The sequence below is a fragment of the Variovorax sp. PDC80 genome (genome assembly GCF_900115375.1).
GTDB lineage: Bacteria > Pseudomonadota > Gammaproteobacteria > Burkholderiales > Burkholderiaceae_C > Variovorax.
Genome location: NZ_FOWG01000007.1, coordinates 296,087 through 316,988, shown reverse-complemented (window position 1 = coordinate 316,988; position 20,902 = coordinate 296,087). Strand labels below are relative to the sequence as shown.

The following is a 20,902-nucleotide window of genomic DNA, read 5'->3' as shown; positions in this document are numbered from 1 at the left end:
GGCCACGGCCCGCGTTCAGGCAATGCGCACGAGGTAAGCCGGCAACGGCGGCTCGGGCAGCACGGCCAGCACCTTGAGCTGCTGCTGCGTGCGCTTGCGCGCGGCCTGCAGGTGCGCCGCGAGCGCCTCGGCCGCCTGCGCGAAACGGCCCTCGCACAGGTGCTCGACGATCTGCCGGTACTCCTCGATCAGCGCGGGATGCACCGGCTGGTGGAACATGCGGCAGAAGGTCTGATGGACGATCAGCGGCATCTGGCATTGCCGCAGGATGCCGAGCATCTTGGTGTTGGGGTGGTGCGCCAGGCAGGTGTCGTGGATCTGGCTCTCGATGCGCAGCAGCTCTTCCGTGTCGACGGCCGCGGGATCGCGCAGCACCTCGCGCAGGCCCGACAGGAACTGCGCATCGAGCTTCGGTGCGCTCTCGCGCAGCGCGGCCGGCGCCAGCAGCAGCCGGACCTCGAAGTCCTGCGCCATGGCACGTGCCGTCAGCGGGCCGGCACGCCAGGCCGCATAGGCGCTCTTCTCGACCAGGCCGCGGTCGACCAGCCGGCTCAGCACCTCGCGCAGCGCGCCGCGGTTCACGCTGAAATGCTGCATGGCCTGCGCTTCGTCGATGCGGAAGTGGCCGAACACGATGGCGGCCGAGATCGACTGCTCGAACTCGCTGTAGATGCGCTCGCTCTCGGAAGGGATGTAGATGGTCGCGTCCTGCGCATCCTGCCCGAGCGAGGCCTCGTCGATCGGCAGCCGCAGCGGCTCCACCTGCTGGCCGCGCGGCGCGACCATGTAGCCGCGGCCCATGAACTTCTGCAGCAGGCCTTCTTCATGGAGCAGGTGGAAGGCCTTGCGCACCGGCACGCGGCTGGTGCCGAACACGTCGGCGACCGGACCTTCGAGCAGCACCAGCCCGGGCACGATGCGCCGGTCGACGATGGCCTGGCGCAGCCGGTGGCGGATCAGTTCGTAGCGCAGCTTCCGTTCACCAGCTTCGGTGCTTTCCTCGGCCGACGCGGGGTCGGAGGCTGGCGGACTCATGGTCTTCTCATCGCTGTCGTGCAGTCGCGTCTCGGTGTCTCAACAGGGGTTCAGCCGCTGCGCAGGAACTCGGTCCATTTGCGCACCAGATAGTTGTGCTCGTCCATGACGGTGTTCCACACGGCCACGTCGCTCATGCGCTGCGCGTAGGAACCGCCGTCGCGCACGCTGCCTTGGCGGATCAGGATGGTACCGTCAGTTCCCGGCAGGTCCTCGGCCGCTGGCAGGCCCGCGTACCAATAGCCCCATTCGGCCGCACTCAGGTGCGCGCGCGTGCGCAGCGGGTTCGAGATGTAGAAGCCCTGGCGCGCCATCACCGCGCCGGCCCAGCCCGAATGCCACCAGTTCAGGTAGCGGTAGGCCGCGTCGAGCTTGGGCCCCTGCGCGCGGCGCGCGATGCCCAGGCCGCCGTACCAGGCCCGATAGCCTTCGCGCGGACGTGCCAGCCGGTAGGCCAGGCCGGCCTGCTCGTACTGCGCGATGGCGGGCGACCAGTTGCTCTGGATCGCGACGCGCGCATCGATCATCATGCGCGCGGCATCGGCGTAGTTGCCCCAGAAGCCGCGGAACAGGCCGGCCTTCTTCTTGGCCATCAGCAGCGCGATCATCCGGTCGACCTCCTCGATCTCGAGGTTGCTGATGTCGCCGAACGCCATCTCGCCGCTCGCGCGCAGCGCCAGCACGGCGTCGAGCGCGCCGATCGCGGCATCGGCCTGCAGCGCCACGCGGCCATTGCAGGCCGGCGACACCAGCCACGACCAGCTCTCCTCGGTGCCGAACAGCGACGGGATCTCGGCCGGCAGGTAGACGAAGCTGTCGGCGTTGTGCGTGAGCGGCAGCATGCTGATCTGCGCGCTCGGCGCGTCGCCCACGCTGCCGTCGGGCTGCACGTAGAGGCGCGTCACGGGATTGCAGCCCTGCCCGTAGCGCGCGTCCGGCGCGATCCGCCCGGTCTTGGGCAGCGCATTGACCTCGGACCAGTGCTCGATCCGGTCCAGCTCGATCGGCTGCAGCGCGCCGGCCGGCCAGAGGTAGTCGATACTGTGGAACCATTGGTCGTAGACGTCGAAGCTGCCCTGCTCGATCACGGCCTGGCGCTGCGCGTCGAAGCCGTCGAGCACCTCGAAGTGGATGCGCAGGCCGAGGTCCGACATGGCGCGCTTGCGCACGGCTTCCGTGAGCGTGACCGACGTGCCCAGCACGCGCAGCTCGGTTCTCTTCGATGCCAGGGCGGCCATGGCTACGCTTTCGAGGTGAGAGGATTCGGCCCGGCTTCCCGCGGCGCGTAGAAGCGTTCGAAGGCTTCCCACGAAGCGCGCACGTCCGCCTCGGACAGGCCCTGCACGATGAAGACCAGGCGCGAGCGCCGGTCGTCGTCGGGCCAGTCGGCCAGGTGTTCGGGCGGGTGCATCAGGTGCCCGATCCCGTGCAAGACCGTGGGTTGCCCGTGCGCGAAACCGTCGGCCGCGATGCCCAGCAAGCCCTTGATGCGCAGCAATCGATCGCCATGACGATGCACCAGCAGCGTGAGCCAGAGAGTGAGGGTGAACCATTCTAGGGGCCGCTCGAACACCAGGCAGAACGAGCGCGCGCCCGTGCCGGCCAGCTGCTGCGCATGGGTGCCGCCGATGCGCGCGGGCACCGGCCGTGCGCCGGCACGCGGCCGCAGCGTGCCCGCGGCGACGCGCGCGATCCAGCCCGCGGTGTCGTCGCGAGAAGCGCCGTCCGCGAGATCGTCGAGCCAGGGCACGGACGCCGCCGAAGGCGCGTCCAGTTGGCGGGCCACGGGGTTGAGTTCCGCCAGCATCGCCCGCAGCCGCGTCGCCTGCCCGGGTGCCACCAGGTCGGTCTTGCTGAGCCACAGCGTGTCGGCCGCCGCGACCTGCGCGATCCATTCGGGATGCTGCGCCTGCTGGCGCTCGGCATGCAGGGCATCGACCACGGTGGCGACGAAGGCCGGCCGGAAGTGATGGCGCAGCTGCGCATCGCCCAGCAGCGTGCCCAGCACCGGCCCCGGCGTGGCCAGGCCCGTGGTCTCGATCAGCACGCGGCGGAAGGCCGGCAGTTCCCCGCGCTGGCGGCGCGACAGCAGGCGCATCAGCGCCTCCTTGAGTTCGCCGCGGATCGAGCAGCAGATGCAGCCGTTGTCGAGCAGCACGGTGTCGGCGTCGATCGCGCCGACCAGCAGGTGGTCGAGGCCGACATCGCCGAACTCGTTGATGAGCACGGCCGTGTCGCCCGCGGCGCTGCCCTGCAGCCAGCGCCGCAGCAAGGTGGTCTTGCCGCTGCCCAGGAAGCCGGTCAGGATGCCGACGGGCAGGACCTCGAAGGCGATGTCCTTCATGGCGCGTCGTCCTTCGCGGGCCATGGCATGGCCAGCGGATCGATGGTGCGGCCCAGCAGCTGCTCGGCCGCGCTCCACAGCGCGCTGAAATCGGGCACCAGCACGCTCGCGCCGGTCGGGCCCTGCAGCAGGTAGGACTGCCCGTGGAAGTCCTGCAGCTCGAGCCGGAACAGCCGCAGCAGGCGGTTGGCCCGCGCCACCTGGAGCAGCCGCTGGCGCCGTCCCTGCACCGAACCGGCCGCCGCATGGCTCCAGTGCGCCGTCCCCTGCAGCAAGCCGCACATCCCGCACATGGTCCACCGCCTTTCAGGGCATCACGTCGCCGGAATTGGGCCCGAGCGTCTGGCCCACGTAGAGATTGCCGCCGGGATCGGAGGCCAGCAACACCGCGGTGGGCGCCACCTCTTCCACGCGGCCGAAGCGGCCCAGCGGCAGGCTGGCCTCCTTGGCCCGCTTCCAGTCGGCGCTGATGCCGTCGACCAGCGGCGTGGCGATCGGACCGGGCGCGATGGCGTTGACCAGCACGTTGGCCGGCGCCATCTCGAGCGCCAGCGACTTGGTGAAGCCGATCACGCCCGCCTTGGCGGCCGCGTAGTGGCACAGCTCGACACCGCCCTTGATGCCGAGCTGCGAAGCCACGTTGATCACACGCCCCCAGCGCTGCGCCGCCATGTACGGAATGGCGCGGCGCGCGCAGAGGAACACGCTGCGCAGGTCGACGCGCAGCATGTCGTCCCACATGGCGGTCGGCATGTCGGCGCAGCGCGACTGGGTCAGCATGCCGGCGTTGTTGACCAGGATGTCGATGCCGCCGAAGGCCGCCACGCAGGCATCGATGGCCGCGTTGGCCACCGCCTCGTCGCCGATGTCGCCGACGGCGGTCTCGACGCGGCCACCGGCTTCGCGGCAGCGGCGCGCGGTGTCGTCCACCCGCGCGCGATCGATGTCGGCCAGCAGCAGGTCGGCGCCGGCGCGCGCATAGGCCAGCGCGATGGCGGCGCCGATGCCGCTGCCGGCGCCGGTCACGACGGCGCGCCGCCCGTTGAGGAGTCTGTCGTTCATGGGTGCTCCTGCCGGTTCAACCGGGCCAGCGCACGGTGAGGCCGCCATCGGCGATCACCGACTGGCCCGTGATGTACGACGCGTCGTCGCCGGTCAGGAAGCGGATCAGCGTCGCGATCTCGCGCGCCCTGCCGACCCGGCCGAGCGGAATGCCGGCGGCCGCCTGCCGCAGTCCCTCGGGACCGAGCGAATTGACCGGGTCGAGCGATTGCGGCGTCTCGATCAGTCCGGGAATCACGCAGTTGCAGCGGATGCCGCGCGGCGCGAGCTCCATCGCCACGGCACGGCACAGGCCGGGCACGCCGGCCTTCGCGGCCGAGTAGTGGGCATGGTTCTCCCACCCGTACACGCCGCCGGCGATCGACGACACCGCGACCATCGCGCCGCCCTCGCCCATGTGGCGCGCCGCGGCGCGGAAGGTGCGCATCACGCCGCTGAGGTCGACGTTGATCACGTCCATCCATTGCGCATCGCTCATGGCGGTGAGCGCCGCCTGGCGCAGCAGGCCCGCGTTCGCCACCGCATGGTCGAGGCGGCCGAAACGCTCGATGGCGGTCTGCGCGAAGCGCTCGACCTGGTCGGCATCGCCGACGTCGACAGGCACCATGACGCAGCGGCCGCCGGCGTCGCTCACCAGCCGCTCGGTCTGCGCCGGGTCGTGCGGATCGCCGGGGAAATAGCCGCCCACGACCGCGACATCGATTTGCGCATAGGCCAGCGCCAGCGCCTGGCCGATGCCGCTCGCGGCGCCGGTGATCAATGCCACGCGGCCTGTTCGTGCTCCTGATGTAGTCATCGGGTTGCTCCTTCAGCGCACCGACTTCGGGTCGACGTGCGGCACCAGCAGCATCACGACGCCGGAGATCGTGCAGGGAATCGCGCCCCAGTAGACCGCGGCCTGCACCCAGTCGGCGCCGTGCGACAGCGTGTAGGTCACGCCGAAGCCCGCCGCGATGGCGCCCACCTGCCCCATCGCGTTGACGAAGGAGCTGGCGGTGGCGCGGATGTGGCTCGGGAAGCTCTCGCCGACCAGGAACAGCACCGCGGCATAGGGGCCGATCAGGAAGAACAGGCCGAGCGAGTACAGCGGCACGATGCGCCAGAAGTCGCCCTGCGGCGCCTGCAGCATCAGGTAGAACGCGAGCCCGCCCAGCACCCAGCCGATGGCGACGGCATTGCGCCGGCCGATGCGGTCGCCGAGCCAGCCGTGGAACATGTAGCCGAGGAAGCCGGCCAGGTTCGAGACGATCAGCACCTGCAGCGCATTGGAGAAGTCCACGCCCTTGCCGGGCGTGCCGCCCGAACCGCCGAGCACCGAGGTGCCCAGCACCGCGAAGATCACGATGGCGAACCAGTTGAGGAAGAAGCTCAGGGCCAGCGACAGCGTGGGCCGCAGCGACGCGCCCTTGAACATGGCGGAGATGCCGGTGTGATGCCGCGCCGACAGGTCGATGCCCTGTGCCTGCGCGAGCCGCTGCGCATCGGCGGCCCGGCCTTCGCGCTGCAGCCGCGCGATGCGCTGGCCGGTGATGAACTGCGGCGTCTCGACCAGCCGGCGGCCGAGGATCGCGATCACGATGGCGGGGAACATCGCGAACACGAAGGACAGCGCCCAGCCGCCGCCTTCGCCGAACCAGCGTTCGCCCAGCGGATAGAGCGCCGCCACCAGCGCCGCGGTGAGCACCGCGCCCACCGGCCAGCCGCCCTGCACCAGCGAGTAGATGAAGCCGCGCCGCCTGGTGGCGGCCGGATCGGTGTGCACCAGCGAGAACAGTTCGCTGAGGTAGGTGGCGTTGATGCTCTGCTCGGCATAGCCGAGCCCGGCCAGCGAGCGCACCAGGATCAGCAGCACGAAGCCCACCCCGGCCGACAGGCCGATCACCCAGCCCGCGAAGGCCGTCAGCCCCGAGCACAGGGCCGCGCCGGCGACCGCGATGATGATGCCCTTGCGCCGGCCCAGCCGGTCGGCGATCGGCCCGATGCCGAAGGCCACGATGACCGTGCCGAGCGTGACCCAGGTGTTGAGGTTGGTCTGCTGGTCGGCGGTCCACTTGAAGTGGTCGCCGAGCCGGGGCAGCAGCGTACCGAACAGGATGAAGTCGTAGACGGCGAACACCCAGGCGAAGAAGCACACCCAGGTGGCGTAGTTCACCTGCTTCTTCGTCACGGTCGGCGGCGTCCAGGCGGCGTCGGCCGCGGCTTGGGGAGGGATCGAGGCGGTCATGGTCGTTCTCTGTGGAAGGGGCGGTGCAATGCCGGGGCCTAGCCGCGCGGATGGCGGCGCAGGAAGTCGTCCGCGATCTGGTCGCAGGTCATGAAGCGCACGCCGGCGTGGGACTGGAAGTGCTCGATCAGCCGCTCGAGCATCAGCAGCACCTGGGGCCGGCCCGAGACGTCCGGATGGATCGTGATCGGGAACACCGCGTAGTCGTGCTCGCGGTAGACCCAGTCGAACTGGTCGCGCCACATCTGCTCGATGTCGCGCGGGTTCACGAAGCCGTGGCTGTTGGGCGCCTTCTTGATGAACATCATCGGCGGCAGGTCGTCCAGGTACCAGTTGGCCGGGATCTCGACCAGCGAGGTCTCGGTACCGCGCTCGAGCGGCTTCATCCAGCTGTCCGGATGCTTGCTGTAGTCGATCCGGGTCCACCGGTCGCCGACGCGGACGTAGTAAGGGTGGAAGTCGTTGTGCATCAGGCTGTGGTCGTACTTGATGCCCTTCTTGATCAGCAGCTCGTTGGTGACAGGACTGAACTCCCACCACGGCGCGACATAGCCGGTCGGCGCCCGGCCCGCGAGGCGCGTGATGACGTCGATGCTGCGGTCGAGCACGGCCTCTTCCTGCTCGGGCGTCATCGCGATCGGGTTCTCGTGGCTGTAGCCGTGGATGCCCAGCTCGTGGCCCGCGTCGACCACGGCCTTCATCTGGTCCGGAAAGGTCTCGGCCGAGTGCCCGGGCACGAACCAGGTGGTGGTCAGGCCGTACTTCCTGAACAGCTTCAGCAGCCGCGGCGATCCCACCTCGCCCGCGAACATGCCGCGCGAGATGTCGTCCGGCGAGTCCTCGCCGCCGTACGAACCGAGCCAGCCGCCGACGGCGTCCACGTCGACGCCGAAGGTGATGAAGATTTCCTTGGTCATGTCATTGCTCCTTGAAGTGGGGTGAAGAAAACAGGTGCCCGAGGGAAAGGGCGATCTGCAGCAGCCGTGCGTCCTCGCCGCGGGGGCGCATCAGCTGCAGGCCGGTGGGCAGGAGATCGGTGCTGCCATCGGGCGCGGCCACGCGCTCGACGCCGCTGGGCATCGCGACGGCGGGCGTGTCGAGGAAGCTGCCGGGCATCGTGAGCCGCAGCGTCGCGAGGTTGGTGCGCGCGAAGAGCTCGTCGTCGGCCTCCAGCGGCTGCAGCAGCGGCGCGGTGTGCGCGGTGGCGGGCAGCACCAGGGTCGCGCCCTCGAGATCGCGCTCGAAGGCGGCGATCAGCCGCTGCCGCTCCCAGCGCAGGTGCAGATAGCGCGCGGCGCTGACATCGCGCGCCGCTTCGAGCCGGCGGCGCACGCGCGGGTCCATGGCCTCGGCCTGCGGCGCATCGAGCCGCGCCTGGTGAATCGCGAAGGCCTCGCTGGCGCCGAGCCAGCCGTGGTTGTCGATCAGCGCCTGCACGAGGTGCAGGCTCTTCGCTTCGCGCTCCACGACCGTCGCGCCCGCGGCGCGCAGCCAGCGCATCCGCGCCCGCAGGTTCTCGCGCACCGCCGTCGTGACGCGCTCGCTGTCGAGGATGGCGGGGTCGACAACGAAGGTCTGCTGCGCCAGGGTGCGGCGGGCTGCGTCGAAGCCGCCGGCGAGCAGTTCGCGTGCTTCGTCGCCGCGGCCGCCCTGGAGCACCGCATCCATGGCGATGCAATCGGCCACCGAGTGCGCGAGCGGCCCGACGGTGTCGAGCGACGGGGCGAGCGCGAACACGCCCGTCATCGCATGGCGCAGCCTGCTGGCCCGGTAGCCGACCAGCCCGTTGAACGATGCCGGAACGCGCACCGAGCCGGCGGTGTCGGTGCCGATGCCGATCGGCGCGATGCCGAGCGCGACGGCCAGCGCGGCCCCCGAGGACGATCCGCCGGGTGCCCTGGCACGCGTGCCGAGGGCCGGGTTCACCGGCGTGCCGAAGAACGGATTCAGGCCCAGCCCCGAATAGGCGAACTCGCTCAGGTTGGTCTTGCCGATGCAGACCATGCCGGCCGCCTCGGCATGCGCCACCAGCGTGGCATCGGCCTTCGCCGGTTCCGCGTGCGCGAGCAAGGCCGAGCCGGCCGTGGTCGGTGTGCCGCGGATGTCGAACAGGTCCTTCCAGGTCAGCGGCACGCCGTCCATCGGACCGAGCGGCGTGCCGGCCCGCCAGCGCGCGGTGGCCCGTTCGGCCTGCGCGAGGGCGCGCGACACGGTGAGCTGCGTGAACACGCCGCGCGCGGTCTGCGCCCGCGCCAGGCAGCGCTCGGCGACCTGCGTGGGCGTGAGCTCGCGCCGGGCGTAGGCGGCGGCCAAGGCACTGGCCGTCGTTGCTTGTTGTGCGTCGGTGAAGTTCATGATCCGTTTGTTTTGTACTTTGATGACAAAGTACATTTCAGGCGGATCGTAGGTGCTTTTGACGTGCCTGCCTTAGGCGTTAATGCTTATTGACGCGTGGACTCGATCTTTGGATCACGCGTGCGCGAACGCTTGTCTTGACGCAAGTTAGCAACGTAGCTAACATTCTCATAGAAGGCGACAACGGCGCGATGCACATTGCATGGCGGGTTCCGCCTCATCGAAAGGACGCACCATGGGACACGCACAGATCAAGACGGTTTCCAGCCGCGAGTTCGTGCACAACGTCAGCGCCGCCCGGCGCGTGGTGAGCGAGGGCGGCACGGTCATCATCACCGACCGCGGCGAGCCGACCCAGGCGCTCATTCCGATCGCCGAATACCGCCGCCTCACGAAGACCGACAAGAACCTGGTCGAGCTGCTGCGCATGCCCGAAGCCGACGCCTTCGACCTGGACGTCGAGCCGATCCGCATCGGCGCCAAGGACATCGACGCATGACGCGCGATTGCTCGCACACGAACGAGCCCGAGGGAGGACGGCGCGCATGATGTGGCTGCTGGACACCAACGTCGTTTCCGAAGTCCGCAAGAGCAGTTGCCATGCGAACGTGCAGGCCTGGATGGTCGCTCATGCCACCGGGGACATGTACCTGTCCGCCGTCACGGTGCTGGAGATCCAGCGCGGCATCAGCCAGGCCGCGCAGCGCGGCGACGAATTGCAGGCCGAGGTCTTCCATCGCTGGCTCGAGACCATGGTGCTCCCGGCCTTCGCCGGCCGGATCCTGCCCGTCGATCACGTGGTGGCCCGGCGTGCCGCCAGCCTTGCTTGGGCCGATGGCCGCGACTACCGCGATCCCCTGATCGCCGCGACGGCGCTGGTGCACGGCGCCACGGTGGTGACGCGCAACCTCAAGCACTTCGAAGCGTCCGGCGTGCCGCTGATGAATCCCTGGGACTACACAGGCGGCTGACGGACCGGCTGCTACATTCCCGCGTCCCCCGCCGATCCCGCCCATGTCGACCTCCTCCGGCCCAGCCCAGAAGCAGCGCTTCGAGGCCCTCTCCAATTTCCGCCACACGCTGCGCAGCTTCCTGCGCTTCAGCGAGGACGCCGCGCGCGAGCAAGGCATCACGGCGCTGCAGTACCAGCTGCTGCTTCACACACAGGGCTTTCCGGACCGCGACTGGGCCTCGATCGGCGAGCTGGCCGAACGGCTGCAGGCGCAGCCGCATGGCGTGGTGGCCCTGGTGTCGCGCTGCGAGGAAGCGGGCCTGGTCGTGCGCAAGCCCAGCACCGTCGATCGCCGGCAGGTGGAAGTGCACCTGCTGCCCGCGGGCCGCAAGAAGCTCGCGCGCCTCGCGACCGCGCATGCCGACCAGCTCGCGACCTTGGCCGAGGTGGTGCGGCTCGCGAGCAGCCTGCGCGACTGATAAGGTGTGAATGAACCTGCTGCGCCCGCGGGTCGGGCATCCGCAACGGCCGGCATCGTGCGCGGGCCGGTCGTTAAAATCCGCGACTTTCCTTCAATCCCCTCATTCGCCTCCCCATGCTCCTTCGCTTCCCCGCACGCTCCGCCCTCCTCCTGTGTTCGCTGCTCGCCACCGCCGCCGTTCGAGCGGAGCCCGCCGATGCGATGGAGATGGCCGAGCGCTATGCGGATGCCGAGCACTGCATGGAGCAGATCGTCGGCAAGCGCTGGGAGATGCGCTATGGCGTCGAACTCGCGCGCAACCAGTGGGGCGCGCTCGAGCCCACGGGCCGCTCGATGGACAGCGCGCCGCAGGCGATCCGCATGGCCGACATGAGCTGCCGGCGCGAACTGAGCATCGAGCGCCAGCCGCGGCCCTGACACCGCGCATGCTCAGCGCTCGATGGTGATGAGTTCAGTCATGGGCTTCCATGACTTGCCATCGAACTGCGCGAGCCGCGCCTGGCGGATCGGGTAGTAGTCGTCGGCGCGGAAGTTGATCTTCATGCCGGGCAGCAGCATGCCGAGCTCGATGTCCTTCAGCCCCTGCACCTGCTTGAGGAAGTTCTCGCGCGTGAGGTTGTCGCCGCAGCGCTCGAGCACCAGCGCCGTGAGCTGCGCCCCCATGTAGGTGTAGACCGAGGTGGTGTCGCCCGGATCGTCGTTGGGCAGGTACTTCTTGAAGAAGGCCAGGTACTCCTGCATCGCCTTGTCGTTGTTCCAGGTCGGGTCCGACGGCGTCTTGAACCAGTAGCTCGACACCAGCCCCACCGAGTTGTCGAGGCCGGCCGGCGTCAGCACGCCGCTGATCGAGCTCGACACGTAGGGCACGATGTAGAACGGCTTCCAGCCGATCGCCGCCGCCTTGCGGATCGCCTGCGCCTGCGCCTTGTTCGAGGTGAAGGCCACCAGCACCTCGGCGCCCGAAGCCTGCAGCTGCAGGATCTGCGAGTCGACGGTCGGGTCGCTCATCTCCTGGCTCACCTCCTTCACGATGTTCGACTGCTTCGCGCCCAGCGCCTTGCGGAAACCGCGCATGTACGACTTGCCCACGTCGTCGTTCTGGTAGAGCACGCCGATCTTCGCGTTGGGCTTGGCCTCGACGAGGTACTTGCCGTAGATCGAGCCCTCGATGTCGTAGGCGAAGGAGAAGGGCACGGTCCACGGCGTGGTGGCGGAGTCGTGCAGGTTCGGGCTCGAGGCATAGAAGAAAACCTGCGGCACCTTCTTGCCGTTGAGGTACTTCTGCACCGAGGTCTGCGAGGCCGTGCCCATGGAATTGACCAGCGCCAGCACCTGGTCGGACTCGACCAGCTTGCGCGTGCCCTCCACGGTCTTGGGCGGACTGTAGGCATCGTCGACCGACAGCAGGTTGATCTTGCGTCCGTTGACCCCGCCCTTGGTGTCATTGAGCATCTTGAAGTAGGCCACCGACATGCGGCCCACCATCGAATAGGCCGAGCCGGGACCGCTGTAGGCCACGGTCTGGCCGAGCTTGATCTCGGTGTCGCTGGCACCGGGGCCGTAGGTCTTCTGGGCCTGTGCCGTCGCCGCGGTCGCGAAGGCGGTGCAGGCCACGAGGGCTAGCAGGGAAGCGCGCATGTGTGTGTCTCCTGGTTCCGGGGATGGTCGTTCTTCGAGCCGGCGCGAGTACATCAAGCGGCGCGCGCGGCGTCTGTCCCCTTGCCGGGGACGCAGCCTCTCGACGGGCCCGCGCCGTCCCCGTCAAGGGGACTGACGCGCGGCGGACAGCCATCGAGACTCGATGCATTCCCCCACGCCAGGAGCCCCTGCATGACCACCACCGCCGAACCCGTCGCGCTGCGCGACGCGCCCGTGCTGGACATCGACCCGTACGCGATCGAGGTGCTGCTCGATCCCTATCCGTTCCACGAGGCGCTGCGCGAAGCCGGTCCCGTGGCCTACATCGCGCCGCACGGCATCTATGCCGTGGGCCGCCATGCCGAGGCCAAGACCGTGCTGGCCGACCATGCGCGCTTCACCAACGCGGGCGGCATCGGCATCCAGGACATCCGCAAGCCCGGCGAGTTCCGCATCCCGAGCCGGCTGCTCGAGGCCGACCCGCCCGACCACACGAAGATCCGCTCGGTGGTCACGCGCCTGCTGTCGCCGCTGGTGATCCGGCGCTGGAAGGAAGGCTTCGAGCGCAAGGCCGAGTCGCTGGTCGAACGACTGCTCGAGCAACGCGAGTTCGACGGCGTGGAGGACTGCGCCGAACGCTTCGTGCTCGAGGCCTTTCCGGCCGCGGTGGGCGTGCGCCTGCCGCGCACCGAGACCCTGGCCATCGGCGAGATGCGCTTCAACCAGAGCGGCCCGCGCAACGCGCTCTACGAACGCGCGATGCAGGCCGCGCAGCCCTATCTCGCGTGGTTCGAGCAGAGCGTGTCGCGCCAGGGCGTGATTCCCGACTCGATCGCCGAGCTGCTGTTCCGCGCCGAGGACGCGGGCGAACTCGACGAGGGCATCGCCTCGAACGTGGTGCGCAGCTTCGTGGGCGGCGGCACCGACTCGACCATCGCCGGCATCGGCTTCACGCTGCACCAGCTCGCGAGGAATCCCGCGCAGTGGGAGCGCGTGCGCAACGAGCCGGCCAAGGTCAAGGCCGCGTTCGAGGAAGGCATCCGCCACGAGACGCCGTTCCAGGTCACCTACCGCACCACGCGCGGCGAGACCGAGCTCTCGGGCGTGCGCCTGGCCCCCGACACCAAGATCGGCGTGTTCATGGGCGCGGCCAACCGCGACCCGCGCCAGTTCCCCGAGCCCGAGCGCTTCGACGTCGACCGCCCCGCGCTCGCGGGCAGCCACGTCGCGCTGGGCAACGGCATCCATGCCTGCATCGGCCAGATGCTCGCGCGCCAGGAATCGGAAGCGCTGATCGGCGCGCTGAGCCGCCGCGTGGCGCGCATGGAACTCACGGCGCCGGCCAGCTACCGGCCGATCAACCAGATGCGCACGCTCGACCGGCTGCCGATGCGCATCGTGCCGGCATGACAACAGGCAGCGAAGCGCGCGGTCCGCTCGCGGGCCTGAAGGTGCTCGAGATGGGCCAGCTCATCGCGGGCCCCTTCGCCGCCAAGACGCTCGGCGACTTCGGTGCCGAGGTCATCAAGATCGAGCCGCCCGGCGCCGGCGACCCGCTGCGCAAGTGGCGGCTGCTGAAGGACGGCACCTCGGTCTGGTGGCAGGTGCAGTCGCGCAACAAGCGCTCGATCGCGCTCGACCTCAAGGACAGCGAGGCGCAGGCCATCGTGCGCCGTCTCGCCGCCGAGTCGGACGTGCTGATCGAGAACTTCCGCCCCGGCGCGCTCGAGGGCTGGGGGCTCGGCCCCGAGGCGCTGCTCGAGGCCAACCCGCGGCTGATCGTGCTGCGCGTGAGCGGCTACGGCCAGACCGGCCCCTACCGCGACCGCCCCGGCTTCGGCGTGGTGGCCGAGGCCATGGGCGGGCTGCGCCATCTCACGGCCGAACCCGGCCGGGTGCCGGTGCGCGTGGGCATCTCGCTGGGCGACACGCTGGCCGCGCTGCATGGCGTGATCGGCATCCTGATGGCGCTGCAGGAGCGCCAGCGCTCGGGCCGCGGCCAGGTGATCGACGTGGCGCTCTACGAGGCGGTGTTCAACTGCATGGAAAGCCTGCTGCCCGAGTACGGCGCCTTCGGCGCGGTGCGCGGCGCGGCCGGCAGCGCCCTGCCCGGCATCGCGCCGAGCAACGCCTACCTCTGCGGCGACGGCGGCTATGCGCTGATCGCGGGCAACGGCGACAGCATCTTCCGCCGGCTCATGGCCACGATCGAGCGCCCCGATCTCGCGGCCGATCCGGCGCTGGCCGACAACGCCGGCCGCGTGGCGCGCGTGGCGGAACTCGATGCCGCCATCGGCGCCTGGACCGCGCAACGCGACGTGGCCGAGGTGCTCGCGCGGCTCGACGAGGCCTCGGTGCCGGCCGGCCGCATCTACTCGGTGGCCGACATCGCGGCCGATCCGCACTACCTCGCGCGCGGCATGCTGCAGACCATCGCCATGGGCGACGGCGATGCGCTGCAGGTGCCGGGCATCGTGCCCAAGCTCTCGCGCACGCCCGGTGCGCAGCGGCGCAACGCACCGCGCCTCGGGCAGGACACCGACGCGGTGCTCGCCGAGATCGGCCTCACGCCCGCGCAGATCGCCGAGCTCAAGCGGCGCGGCGTCGTCGCGGGCTGCGAGGCATGAGCACGATGCGCGCCGCCTTCTACACGCGGCAGGGCGAGGCGGCCGAGGTGATCCGCATCGGCGAGCAGCCGCGGCCCGAGCCCGGCCCGGGCGAAGTGCGGGTGCGGCTTCGCAGCTCGGGCGTGAACCCCTCCGACTGGAAGATGCGGCGCGGCGGCGGTGGTCGCGCGCTGGTGGCGCCGCTGATCGTTCCGCACAGCGACGGCGCCGGCGTGATCGACGCCGTGGGCGATGGCGTGCCCGCCGCGCGCATCGGCGAACGTGTGTGGACCTGGAACGCCCAGTGGCGGCGCGCCTTCGGCACCGCGGCCGACTACGTCGCGCTGCCGTCGGCGCAGGCCGTGCCGCTGCCGGCCGCGCTGGGCTTCGCCGAGGGCGCCTGCCTCGGCATTCCGGCCTTCACCGCGCTGCATGCCGTGCGCCTGGCCGACTGCGGCCCCGGCCAACGCGTGCTGGTGGCGGGCGGCGCGGGATCGGTGGGCCACTACGCGATCCAGTTCGCGAAGCTGCGCGGCGCCGAGGTCATCGCCAGCGTGAGTTCGGCGCGCAAGGCCGCGCACGCCATCGCGGCCGGTGCCGACCATGTCGTGGACTACCGCGAGCAGGAGCTCGGCGACGGCGTGCAGGCCCTCACGGGCGGCGCGGGCGTGGACCGCGTGATCGAGGTCGATCTCGCGAACAACGCGGCGCACTACCCGAAGTTGCTGAAGCCCGGCGCGCGCGTCGTGGTCTACGGCACGACCGGCCTCGATGCCGTGCTGCCGGCCGTGGTGCTGATGCAGAAGAGCGCCGCGCTGAGCTTCTTCACCATCTACGAGATCGCGCCGGGCGAGCGCGAGGCCTGCCTGCGCGAGTTGCTGCCGCTGCTCGAGGACGACCTGCTGCTGCACACCATCGGCCAGCTGCTGCCGCTCGAGGAGATCGTGCGCGCGCACGAGCTGGTCGAGCGCGGCGAGGTCCTCGGCAACGTCGTGCTCGGCATCGACTGACGCCCTTCCACCCCATCGTTTCCCAGAGGTTCCCCATGATCGAAACCGACGTGGTCATCATCGGCAGCGGCGCGGCCGGACTCACCGCCGCCATCACCGCGCGCCAGTCGGGCCTGGAGGTGCTGGTGGTCGAGAAGACCGCGCTGTTCGGCGGCACCACCGCCTACTCGGGCGGCGCGCCGTGGATTCCGTGCAACCACGTGATGAAGCAGATCGGCCTCGACGATTCGCGCGCGGCCGCCGAGACCTACCTGCGCGCCGTGCTCGGCGACGCCTACCGCGACGAGCTCGTCGCCAGCTACCTCGACCATGCGCCCGAGATGCTGGCCTTCATGGAGCGGCACTCCGAGGTGCGCTTCAAGCCCTTTCCGCTGCCCGACTACGAATCGGACCTGCCGGGCGCGGCGCGCAGCCGCTCGCTGTTGACGCAGGCCTTCGACGGCCGGCTGCTCGGCCACCGCCTGGCCGACCTGCGCATGCCGCTGCCGCAGCTGATGCTGTTCGGCAGCATGCAGATCGAGGGCGCCGACATCCATCCGATGCGCCATGCGCTCAAGACCTGGGCCGGGTTTCGCCACACCGCGCGCGTGATGCGGCGCTTCGTCGCCGACCGGCTGCGCTACGGGCGCGGCACGCGCATCGTCAACGGCAACGCGCTGGCCGCGCGGCTGTTCCATTCGGCGATCCAGGCCGGCGTGACCCTGTGGAAGAACACGCCCGCGCTCGAGCTCACGATGCGGGACGGCCGCGTGACCGGCGTGGAGATCGAGCGCGAGGGCCGCCGCCTGCAGGTGGTCGCGCGGCGCGGCGTGCTGCTGGCCACCGGCGGCTATGGCGCGAGCGAGGCGATGCGCCGCAAGCACATTCCTTTCGCCGAGCACCACCATTCGCTGCAGCCCGAGGGCAACGTCGGCGACGGCGTGCGCCTCGGCGTGGCGGTCGGCGGCCTGCACGATCCGGCCCACGCGGGCGACTGCATCTGGACGCCGGTGTCGGTGCTGCGCAAGCCCGACGGCGGCATCGTCAAGTACCCGCACATCTTCATCGACCGTGCCATGCCCGGTTGCATCGCGGTCGGGCCCGACGGGCGGCGCTTCGTCAACGAAGGCGGGTCGTACCAGACCTTCGTGGGCACGATGCACCGGCGGGGCATCACCACCGCGCACCTGATCGCGAACCGCGACTTCCTGCGCCGCTACGGCCTCGGCCTCGCGCGGCCCGCGCCCTTCAGCGCACGCTCGCTGATCGAGGCGGGCTACCTGATCGAGGCGCCGACCCTGGCGCAGCTGGCCGGGCGCCTCCACATCGATCCGCACGAGCTCGAGGCCACGGTGCGGCGCTTCAACGAAGGCGCGGCGCGCGGCGAGGACCCCGAGTTCGGCAAGGGCGCCGACGCGCACTCGCGCTTTCGCGGCGACCAGGCGCATGCGCCCAATCCGGGCGTGGCACCGATCGGCGACGGGCCCTACTACGCGCTCGCGCTGCATCCGGGCGATCTCAGCACGGTGGGCGGCCTCGAGACCGATGCCGAGGCACGGGTGCTGACGCCCCAGGGCACGCCGATCGAGGGGCTCTACGCGGCCGGGCTCGACATGAACTCGATCATGCGCGGGCGCTATCCGGGCGGCGGCAGCAGCATCGGGCCGGCGATGACCTTCGGCTACATCGCGGCGCGGCAGATGGCGCAGGCGCGCCCGGCGACGCGGCCGGCCGAGGCCCGCGCTCAGACGATCGGCGCGTAGCCGGGCGCGGCCCAGCGCAGGGTCACGCGCGTGCCCTGGCCGGGCCGGCTGTCGATGGCCAGCCGCACGCCCATGGCCTCGGCCTGCTCGCGCAACCCCACCAGCCCGTAGTGCCCGGGCGCGATGGCCCGGCTGTCGAAGCCCACGCCGTCGTCGACGATCTCCAGCTGCAGCACGCCCGGGTCGGCAGGCTGCAGGCGCAGGCCCAGGTGCCGCGCGCCCGCATGGCGCTCGACATTGCGCAGCAGTTCCTCGCACATGCGGTACACGGTCTCGGCGGGCTCGGCGGCCAGCGCCGGCAGGTCGGGCGCGAGCTCGCAGTCGAGCACGATGCCCGTGCGCTCGTTCATGCCCCGGGCCAGCTCGACCAGCGCCGCGCCCAGCCCGATGTCGCGCACCGGGTTGCTGCGCAGTTGCTCGATGGCGCGGCGCGCCTCGTCCAGGCCCTCGCGCGCGGCCTGCTCGGCGCGCATCAGCTCGTCGGGCAGTTCCTGCGGCTGCGTGGTCGCGATGTGCTTGAGCACGCGGATCTCGGTGAGCATGGCCATCATCGAATGCGCCAGCGTGTCGTGCAGGTCGCGCGCCATGCGCAGACGCTCGCGCATCACGGCGGACTCGCGCGACTCCTGCGCCAGCCGGCTGATCTCGGCGGTGCGCTGGCGCACGCGCTCGTCGAGTTCGGCGTTGAGCAGACGCAGCTCGTCGCGCTCGCGCTGCAGCGTGTCGAGCAGCCGGTCGAGCGCCGTGCCCAGGCGCGCGGCCTCGTCGGCGCCCTCGGGCACCTCGATGCGCGAGGCGCTGCCGGCGAGCACCGCGTCGGCCGAGCTCGCGATCACGCTCACGCGGTGGGTCAGGCGGTGCGTCATGGCCACGCCGACCACCGCGGCGCACAGGCCCAGCATGCTGAGCACCAGCGTGATGCGCCATTCGATGGCGGTCGCGAACGAGGCCAGCGAGGCCACCGGCTCCACCACCACCACGCGCCAGCCCAGGCGCCGCAGGGTGCCGTCGCGCTCGGTGCGCGGCGCCGCCACCAGGAAGGGCTTGTTGTCGACCAGCCGCCGCACCCGGATGCGCGCCGGCAGGTCGGCGCCATCGGTGCCCAGCCCGGCGACCGTCGGGTCGAAGGGCGCGGCCAGGTCGCCCCTCTCGCGCCAGCGCGTGCCGAGCAGGGCCGCCGGGCCGTGGCGCACCATGCCGTCGCGGTCGATCAGCAGCCACTCGCCCGGCGAGGCCTTGATGCCGGACACCGTGTGGTCCACCCATTGCCAGCTGAGCTGCGCCGCGACCACGCCGACGATGGCGCCGTCGGCGTTGCTCACCGGCGCGCTGAGCTTGAGGAAGTGCTCGCCCGGCGAGCGGCCCTCCTCGATCCACGCATCGGCCAGCCCCTGCGAGATCCACGCATGCTGGTTGACGTTCTCGCCCACCACCTTCGGGTCGGTGGCCGCGACGATGAAACCGTCCGCGTCGGTCAGCGCCAGCCAGATCAGGTCCGGCACGCCGCGGTGCACCGCCTCGAGCGAGCGCTGCCGCCACGCGGCGTCGTCGCCCTGCACGTCCTGCGACAGGATCGAGGCCACCACGCTCACCGACTGCAGGCGCAGCAGCATCGCGGTGTCGAGCTCGGCGCTGACGTGCTCGCCGGCCGTCTCCAGCCGCTGCGAGTGCACCTCGAGCAGGGTCGAGCGCACGAAGCTGCGCAGCCAGAGGTTGGCCGCCAGCGCCAGGCAGATGGCCAGCGCGATCATCAGCCAGCCGATCGCGGCGGCGAGGCTGCGTCGGGGGTCGATGCGCTGCAGCAGGCTCATCGAGAGGTCGAAGCCGGCGGGGCGGGAGGGGGGCGCGCGGTCATGGGCGGCGCATTGTCGCAAAGGACCCGGGGCGCGTCAGCCCATGACTTTCGGTATGGGCACTTACCCTGAGATCTCGGGGTTTTCCTCGGGTCGCGGCGTGACTTCCGGCAGGCGCGAGCAGTTATTTTCGAGACGACAGTTGCGTCCATCGCGCAGCGTGTCGAGAGATGCGCCACATCCACCCCGTTCGACAACGCCGCGACGCGATCGGCGTGACCTGCCAAGGAGACATTCGACAATGAGCACCCCCACATCCCTCTCGCCGGCCGTCGGCGCCTCAGCCGGCGTCCCGGTACGCTGGTACGCCAGCCGCTGGACGCAGCTGGTCGTCGGCATCGTCTGCATGATCGCGACCGCGAACATCCAGTACGCGTGGACGCTGTTCGTGCCGGAAATCCAGAAGTCCTTCGGCTGGGAGCGCGCCTCGATCCAGATCGCCTTCACCATCTTCGTGCTGGTCCAGACCTGGCTCGCGCCGATCGAGGGCTACTTCATCGACAAGTTCGGGCCACGGCTGATCGTGGCCTTCGGCGCGCTGTTCATCGGCGCGGCCTGGGTCATCAACTCGCAGGCGACCACGCTGCTGGGCTTCTACATCGGCGCGGCCGTCGGCGGCATCGGCGTGGGATCGATCTACGCCACCTGCATCAACAACGCGCTCAAGTGGTTCCCCGACCGCCGCGGCCTGGCCGTGGGCCTGACGGCCGGCGGCTACGGCGCCGGCTCGGCCGCGACCATCCTGCCGATCGCCGCGATGATCGAGTCGTCCGGCTTCCAGGAAGCCTTCTTCTTCTTCGGCGTGATGCAGGGTTCGCTGGCCTTCCTGGCCGCGTGGTTCCTGCGCGCCCCGAAGGCGCACGAGATCCGCGCCTCGGCCAAGCTCACGCAGAGCCGCCGCGACTACACGCTGAAGGAAGCGCTGAACACCCGCCTGTTCTGGCTGATGCTGCTGATGTTCTCGTGCGTGGTCACCGGCGGCATGATGGCCGTGGCGCAGCTGGGCGTGATCGCGCAGGACCTGGGCGTGAAGGAGTTCAAGGTCGACCTGTACTTCTTCGTCATGGCCGCGCTGCCGCTGGCGCTGATGCTCGACCGCGTGATGAACGGCATCTCGCGCCCCCTGTTCGGCTGGATCTCCGACCACATCGGCCGCGAGAAGACCATGGTGATCGCCTTCACGCTCGAGGGCATCGGCATCATCGCGCTGGGCTACTTCGGCCACAACCCGTGGGCCTTCCTGATCCTGTCGGGCGTCGTGTTCCTGGCCTGGGGCGAGGTCTATTCGCTGTTCTCCGCGCTGGCCGGCGATGCCTTCGGCACCAAGCACATCGGCAAGATCTACGGCGTGCTGTACTGCGCCAAGGGCGTCGGCGCGCTGTTCGTGCCCATCGGCAACCTGATGATGGAAGCCACCGGCACCTGGTCGACCGTGCTCTACACCGTGGCGGCGCTGGACCTGTTCGCCGCCTTCCTGGCCATCGTGGCGCTGCGGCCGATGCTCAAGGCGCACGTCGAGGCCTCGTCCGCGAATCCCGCGGGCAAGCATGGACGCTTCGGATTGAGCGAATGACCCGCTCGAGCAAATGAGCGACTGAGC

General features: G+C 70.3%; 20 protein-coding genes. 9 read left to right on the top strand and 11 right to left on the bottom strand.

From position 1 onward, the window contains the following. Positions 1 to 15: 15 nt before the first annotated feature. The 9 genes from BM109_RS21600 to BM109_RS21560 are packed head-to-tail and all read right to left on the bottom strand — an operon-like array spanning position 16 to position 9,020. Positions 16 to 1,035 carry a GntR family transcriptional regulator gene (locus BM109_RS21600; RefSeq protein WP_093346873.1) on the bottom strand — a complete coding sequence of 340 codons (1,020 nt, stop codon included), beginning with the start codon at positions 1,033 to 1,035 and terminating at the stop codon, positions 16 to 18. A gap of 50 nt (positions 1,036 to 1,085) precedes the next feature. Next, complete coding sequence (locus BM109_RS21595) at positions 1,086 to 2,273, bottom strand: ABC transporter substrate-binding protein (RefSeq protein WP_093346868.1); 1,188 nt, start codon at positions 2,271 to 2,273, stop codon at positions 1,086 to 1,088. Positions 2,274 to 2,275: 2 nt separating this feature from the next. Beyond that, a complete protein-coding gene (locus BM109_RS21590; RefSeq protein WP_093346866.1) occupies positions 2,276 to 3,379 on the bottom strand; it encodes a CobW family GTP-binding protein in 1,104 nt (367 codons plus the stop codon). Further along, on the bottom strand, positions 3,376 to 3,663 hold the full coding sequence (locus tag BM109_RS21585; RefSeq protein ID WP_256222711.1) for a hypothetical protein: 288 nt from the start codon (positions 3,661 to 3,663) through the stop codon (positions 3,376 to 3,378). The genes BM109_RS21590 and BM109_RS21585 overlap by 4 nt, the downstream gene beginning before the upstream one ends. 22 nt (positions 3,664 to 3,685) lie before the next feature. Beyond that, positions 3,686 to 4,441: an SDR family NAD(P)-dependent oxidoreductase gene (locus BM109_RS21580; RefSeq protein WP_093346861.1), complete on the bottom strand. Its 756-nt coding sequence runs from the start codon at positions 4,439 to 4,441 to the stop codon at positions 3,686 to 3,688. 16 nt (positions 4,442 to 4,457) lie between these two features. Beyond that, positions 4,458 to 5,237, bottom strand: coding sequence for an SDR family NAD(P)-dependent oxidoreductase (locus BM109_RS21575; protein ID WP_093346858.1), 780 nt, complete (start codon positions 5,235 to 5,237; stop codon positions 4,458 to 4,460). A gap of 12 nt (positions 5,238 to 5,249) precedes the next feature. Beyond that, the gene (locus BM109_RS21570) at positions 5,250 to 6,665 is read right to left on the bottom strand and encodes an MFS transporter (RefSeq protein WP_093346855.1); all 1,416 of its coding nucleotides are present in this window, start codon (positions 6,663 to 6,665) and stop codon (positions 5,250 to 5,252) included. Positions 6,666 to 6,703: 38 nt separating this feature from the next. Beyond that, entirely contained in the window at positions 6,704 to 7,582 is an 879-nt protein-coding gene (locus BM109_RS21565) for a polysaccharide deacetylase family protein (protein WP_093346852.1), read from the bottom strand. A gap of 1 nt (position 7,583) precedes the next feature. Next, complete coding sequence (locus BM109_RS21560) at positions 7,584 to 9,020, bottom strand: amidase (protein ID WP_256222699.1); 1,437 nt, start codon at positions 9,018 to 9,020, stop codon at positions 7,584 to 7,586. Positions 9,021 to 9,255: 235 nt separating this feature from the next. Here BM109_RS21560 and BM109_RS21555 point away from each other — a divergent pair, with 235 nt between their 5' ends. The 4 genes from BM109_RS21555 to BM109_RS21540 all read left to right on the top strand — a co-directional run bounded on the left by BM109_RS21555 (position 9,256) and on the right by BM109_RS21540 (position 10,870). Beyond that, positions 9,256 to 9,519 (top strand): type II toxin-antitoxin system Phd/YefM family antitoxin, encoded by a 264-nt coding sequence (locus BM109_RS21555; RefSeq protein ID WP_177239426.1) that lies wholly within the window; start codon positions 9,256 to 9,258, stop codon positions 9,517 to 9,519. A gap of 46 nt (positions 9,520 to 9,565) precedes the next feature. Next, a complete protein-coding gene (locus BM109_RS21550; RefSeq protein ID WP_093346843.1) occupies positions 9,566 to 9,991 on the top strand; it encodes a type II toxin-antitoxin system VapC family toxin in 426 nt (141 codons plus the stop codon). A gap of 43 nt (positions 9,992 to 10,034) precedes the next feature. Further along, positions 10,035 to 10,451: a MarR family winged helix-turn-helix transcriptional regulator gene (locus tag BM109_RS21545; protein ID WP_093346839.1), complete on the top strand. Its 417-nt coding sequence runs from the start codon at positions 10,035 to 10,037 to the stop codon at positions 10,449 to 10,451. 116 nt (positions 10,452 to 10,567) lie between these two features. Next, positions 10,568 to 10,870: a hypothetical protein gene (locus BM109_RS21540; protein WP_143129228.1), complete on the top strand. Its 303-nt coding sequence runs from the start codon at positions 10,568 to 10,570 to the stop codon at positions 10,868 to 10,870. Positions 10,871 to 10,882: 12 nt separating this feature from the next. Here the strand turns inward: BM109_RS21540 and BM109_RS21535 are convergent, their stop codons facing one another. Next, the gene (locus BM109_RS21535) at positions 10,883 to 12,091 is read right to left on the bottom strand and encodes an ABC transporter substrate-binding protein (RefSeq protein WP_093346833.1); all 1,209 of its coding nucleotides are present in this window, start codon (positions 12,089 to 12,091) and stop codon (positions 10,883 to 10,885) included. 192 nt (positions 12,092 to 12,283) lie between these two features. On the opposite strand from BM109_RS21535, the gene BM109_RS21530 reads away from it, so the two are divergent. From BM109_RS21530 to BM109_RS21515, 4 genes are read left to right on the top strand one after another with little or no spacing between them, the layout of a single operon-like run. Beyond that, positions 12,284 to 13,501 (top strand): cytochrome P450, encoded by a 1,218-nt coding sequence (locus BM109_RS21530; RefSeq protein ID WP_093346830.1) that lies wholly within the window; start codon positions 12,284 to 12,286, stop codon positions 13,499 to 13,501. Continuing rightward, positions 13,498 to 14,718: a CaiB/BaiF CoA transferase family protein gene (locus BM109_RS21525; protein WP_093346827.1), complete on the top strand. Its 1,221-nt coding sequence runs from the start codon at positions 13,498 to 13,500 to the stop codon at positions 14,716 to 14,718. The genes BM109_RS21530 and BM109_RS21525 overlap by 4 nt, the downstream gene beginning before the upstream one ends. Then, positions 14,715 to 15,707, top strand: a complete 993-nt coding sequence (locus BM109_RS21520; RefSeq protein WP_256222698.1) for an NADPH:quinone reductase — start codon at positions 14,715 to 14,717, stop codon at positions 15,705 to 15,707. Before BM109_RS21525 ends, BM109_RS21520 begins: the two co-directional genes overlap by 4 nt. A gap of 35 nt (positions 15,708 to 15,742) precedes the next feature. After that, positions 15,743 to 17,449, top strand: coding sequence for an FAD-dependent oxidoreductase (locus BM109_RS21515; protein WP_093346825.1), 1,707 nt, complete (start codon positions 15,743 to 15,745; stop codon positions 17,447 to 17,449). On the opposite strand, the gene BM109_RS21510 is transcribed toward BM109_RS21515, so the two are convergent. Further along, positions 17,431 to 19,260 carry a sensor histidine kinase gene (locus BM109_RS21510; protein WP_093346822.1) on the bottom strand — a complete coding sequence of 610 codons (1,830 nt, stop codon included), beginning with the start codon at positions 19,258 to 19,260 and terminating at the stop codon, positions 17,431 to 17,433. The genes BM109_RS21515 and BM109_RS21510 overlap by 19 nt on opposite strands. A gap of 283 nt (positions 19,261 to 19,543) precedes the next feature. Between BM109_RS21510 and oxlT the strand changes: the two genes are divergently transcribed. Further along, a complete protein-coding gene (gene oxlT / locus BM109_RS21505; protein WP_093346820.1) occupies positions 19,544 to 20,875 on the top strand; it encodes an oxalate/formate MFS antiporter in 1,332 nt (443 codons plus the stop codon). Positions 20,876 to 20,902: the final 27 nt, after the last annotated feature.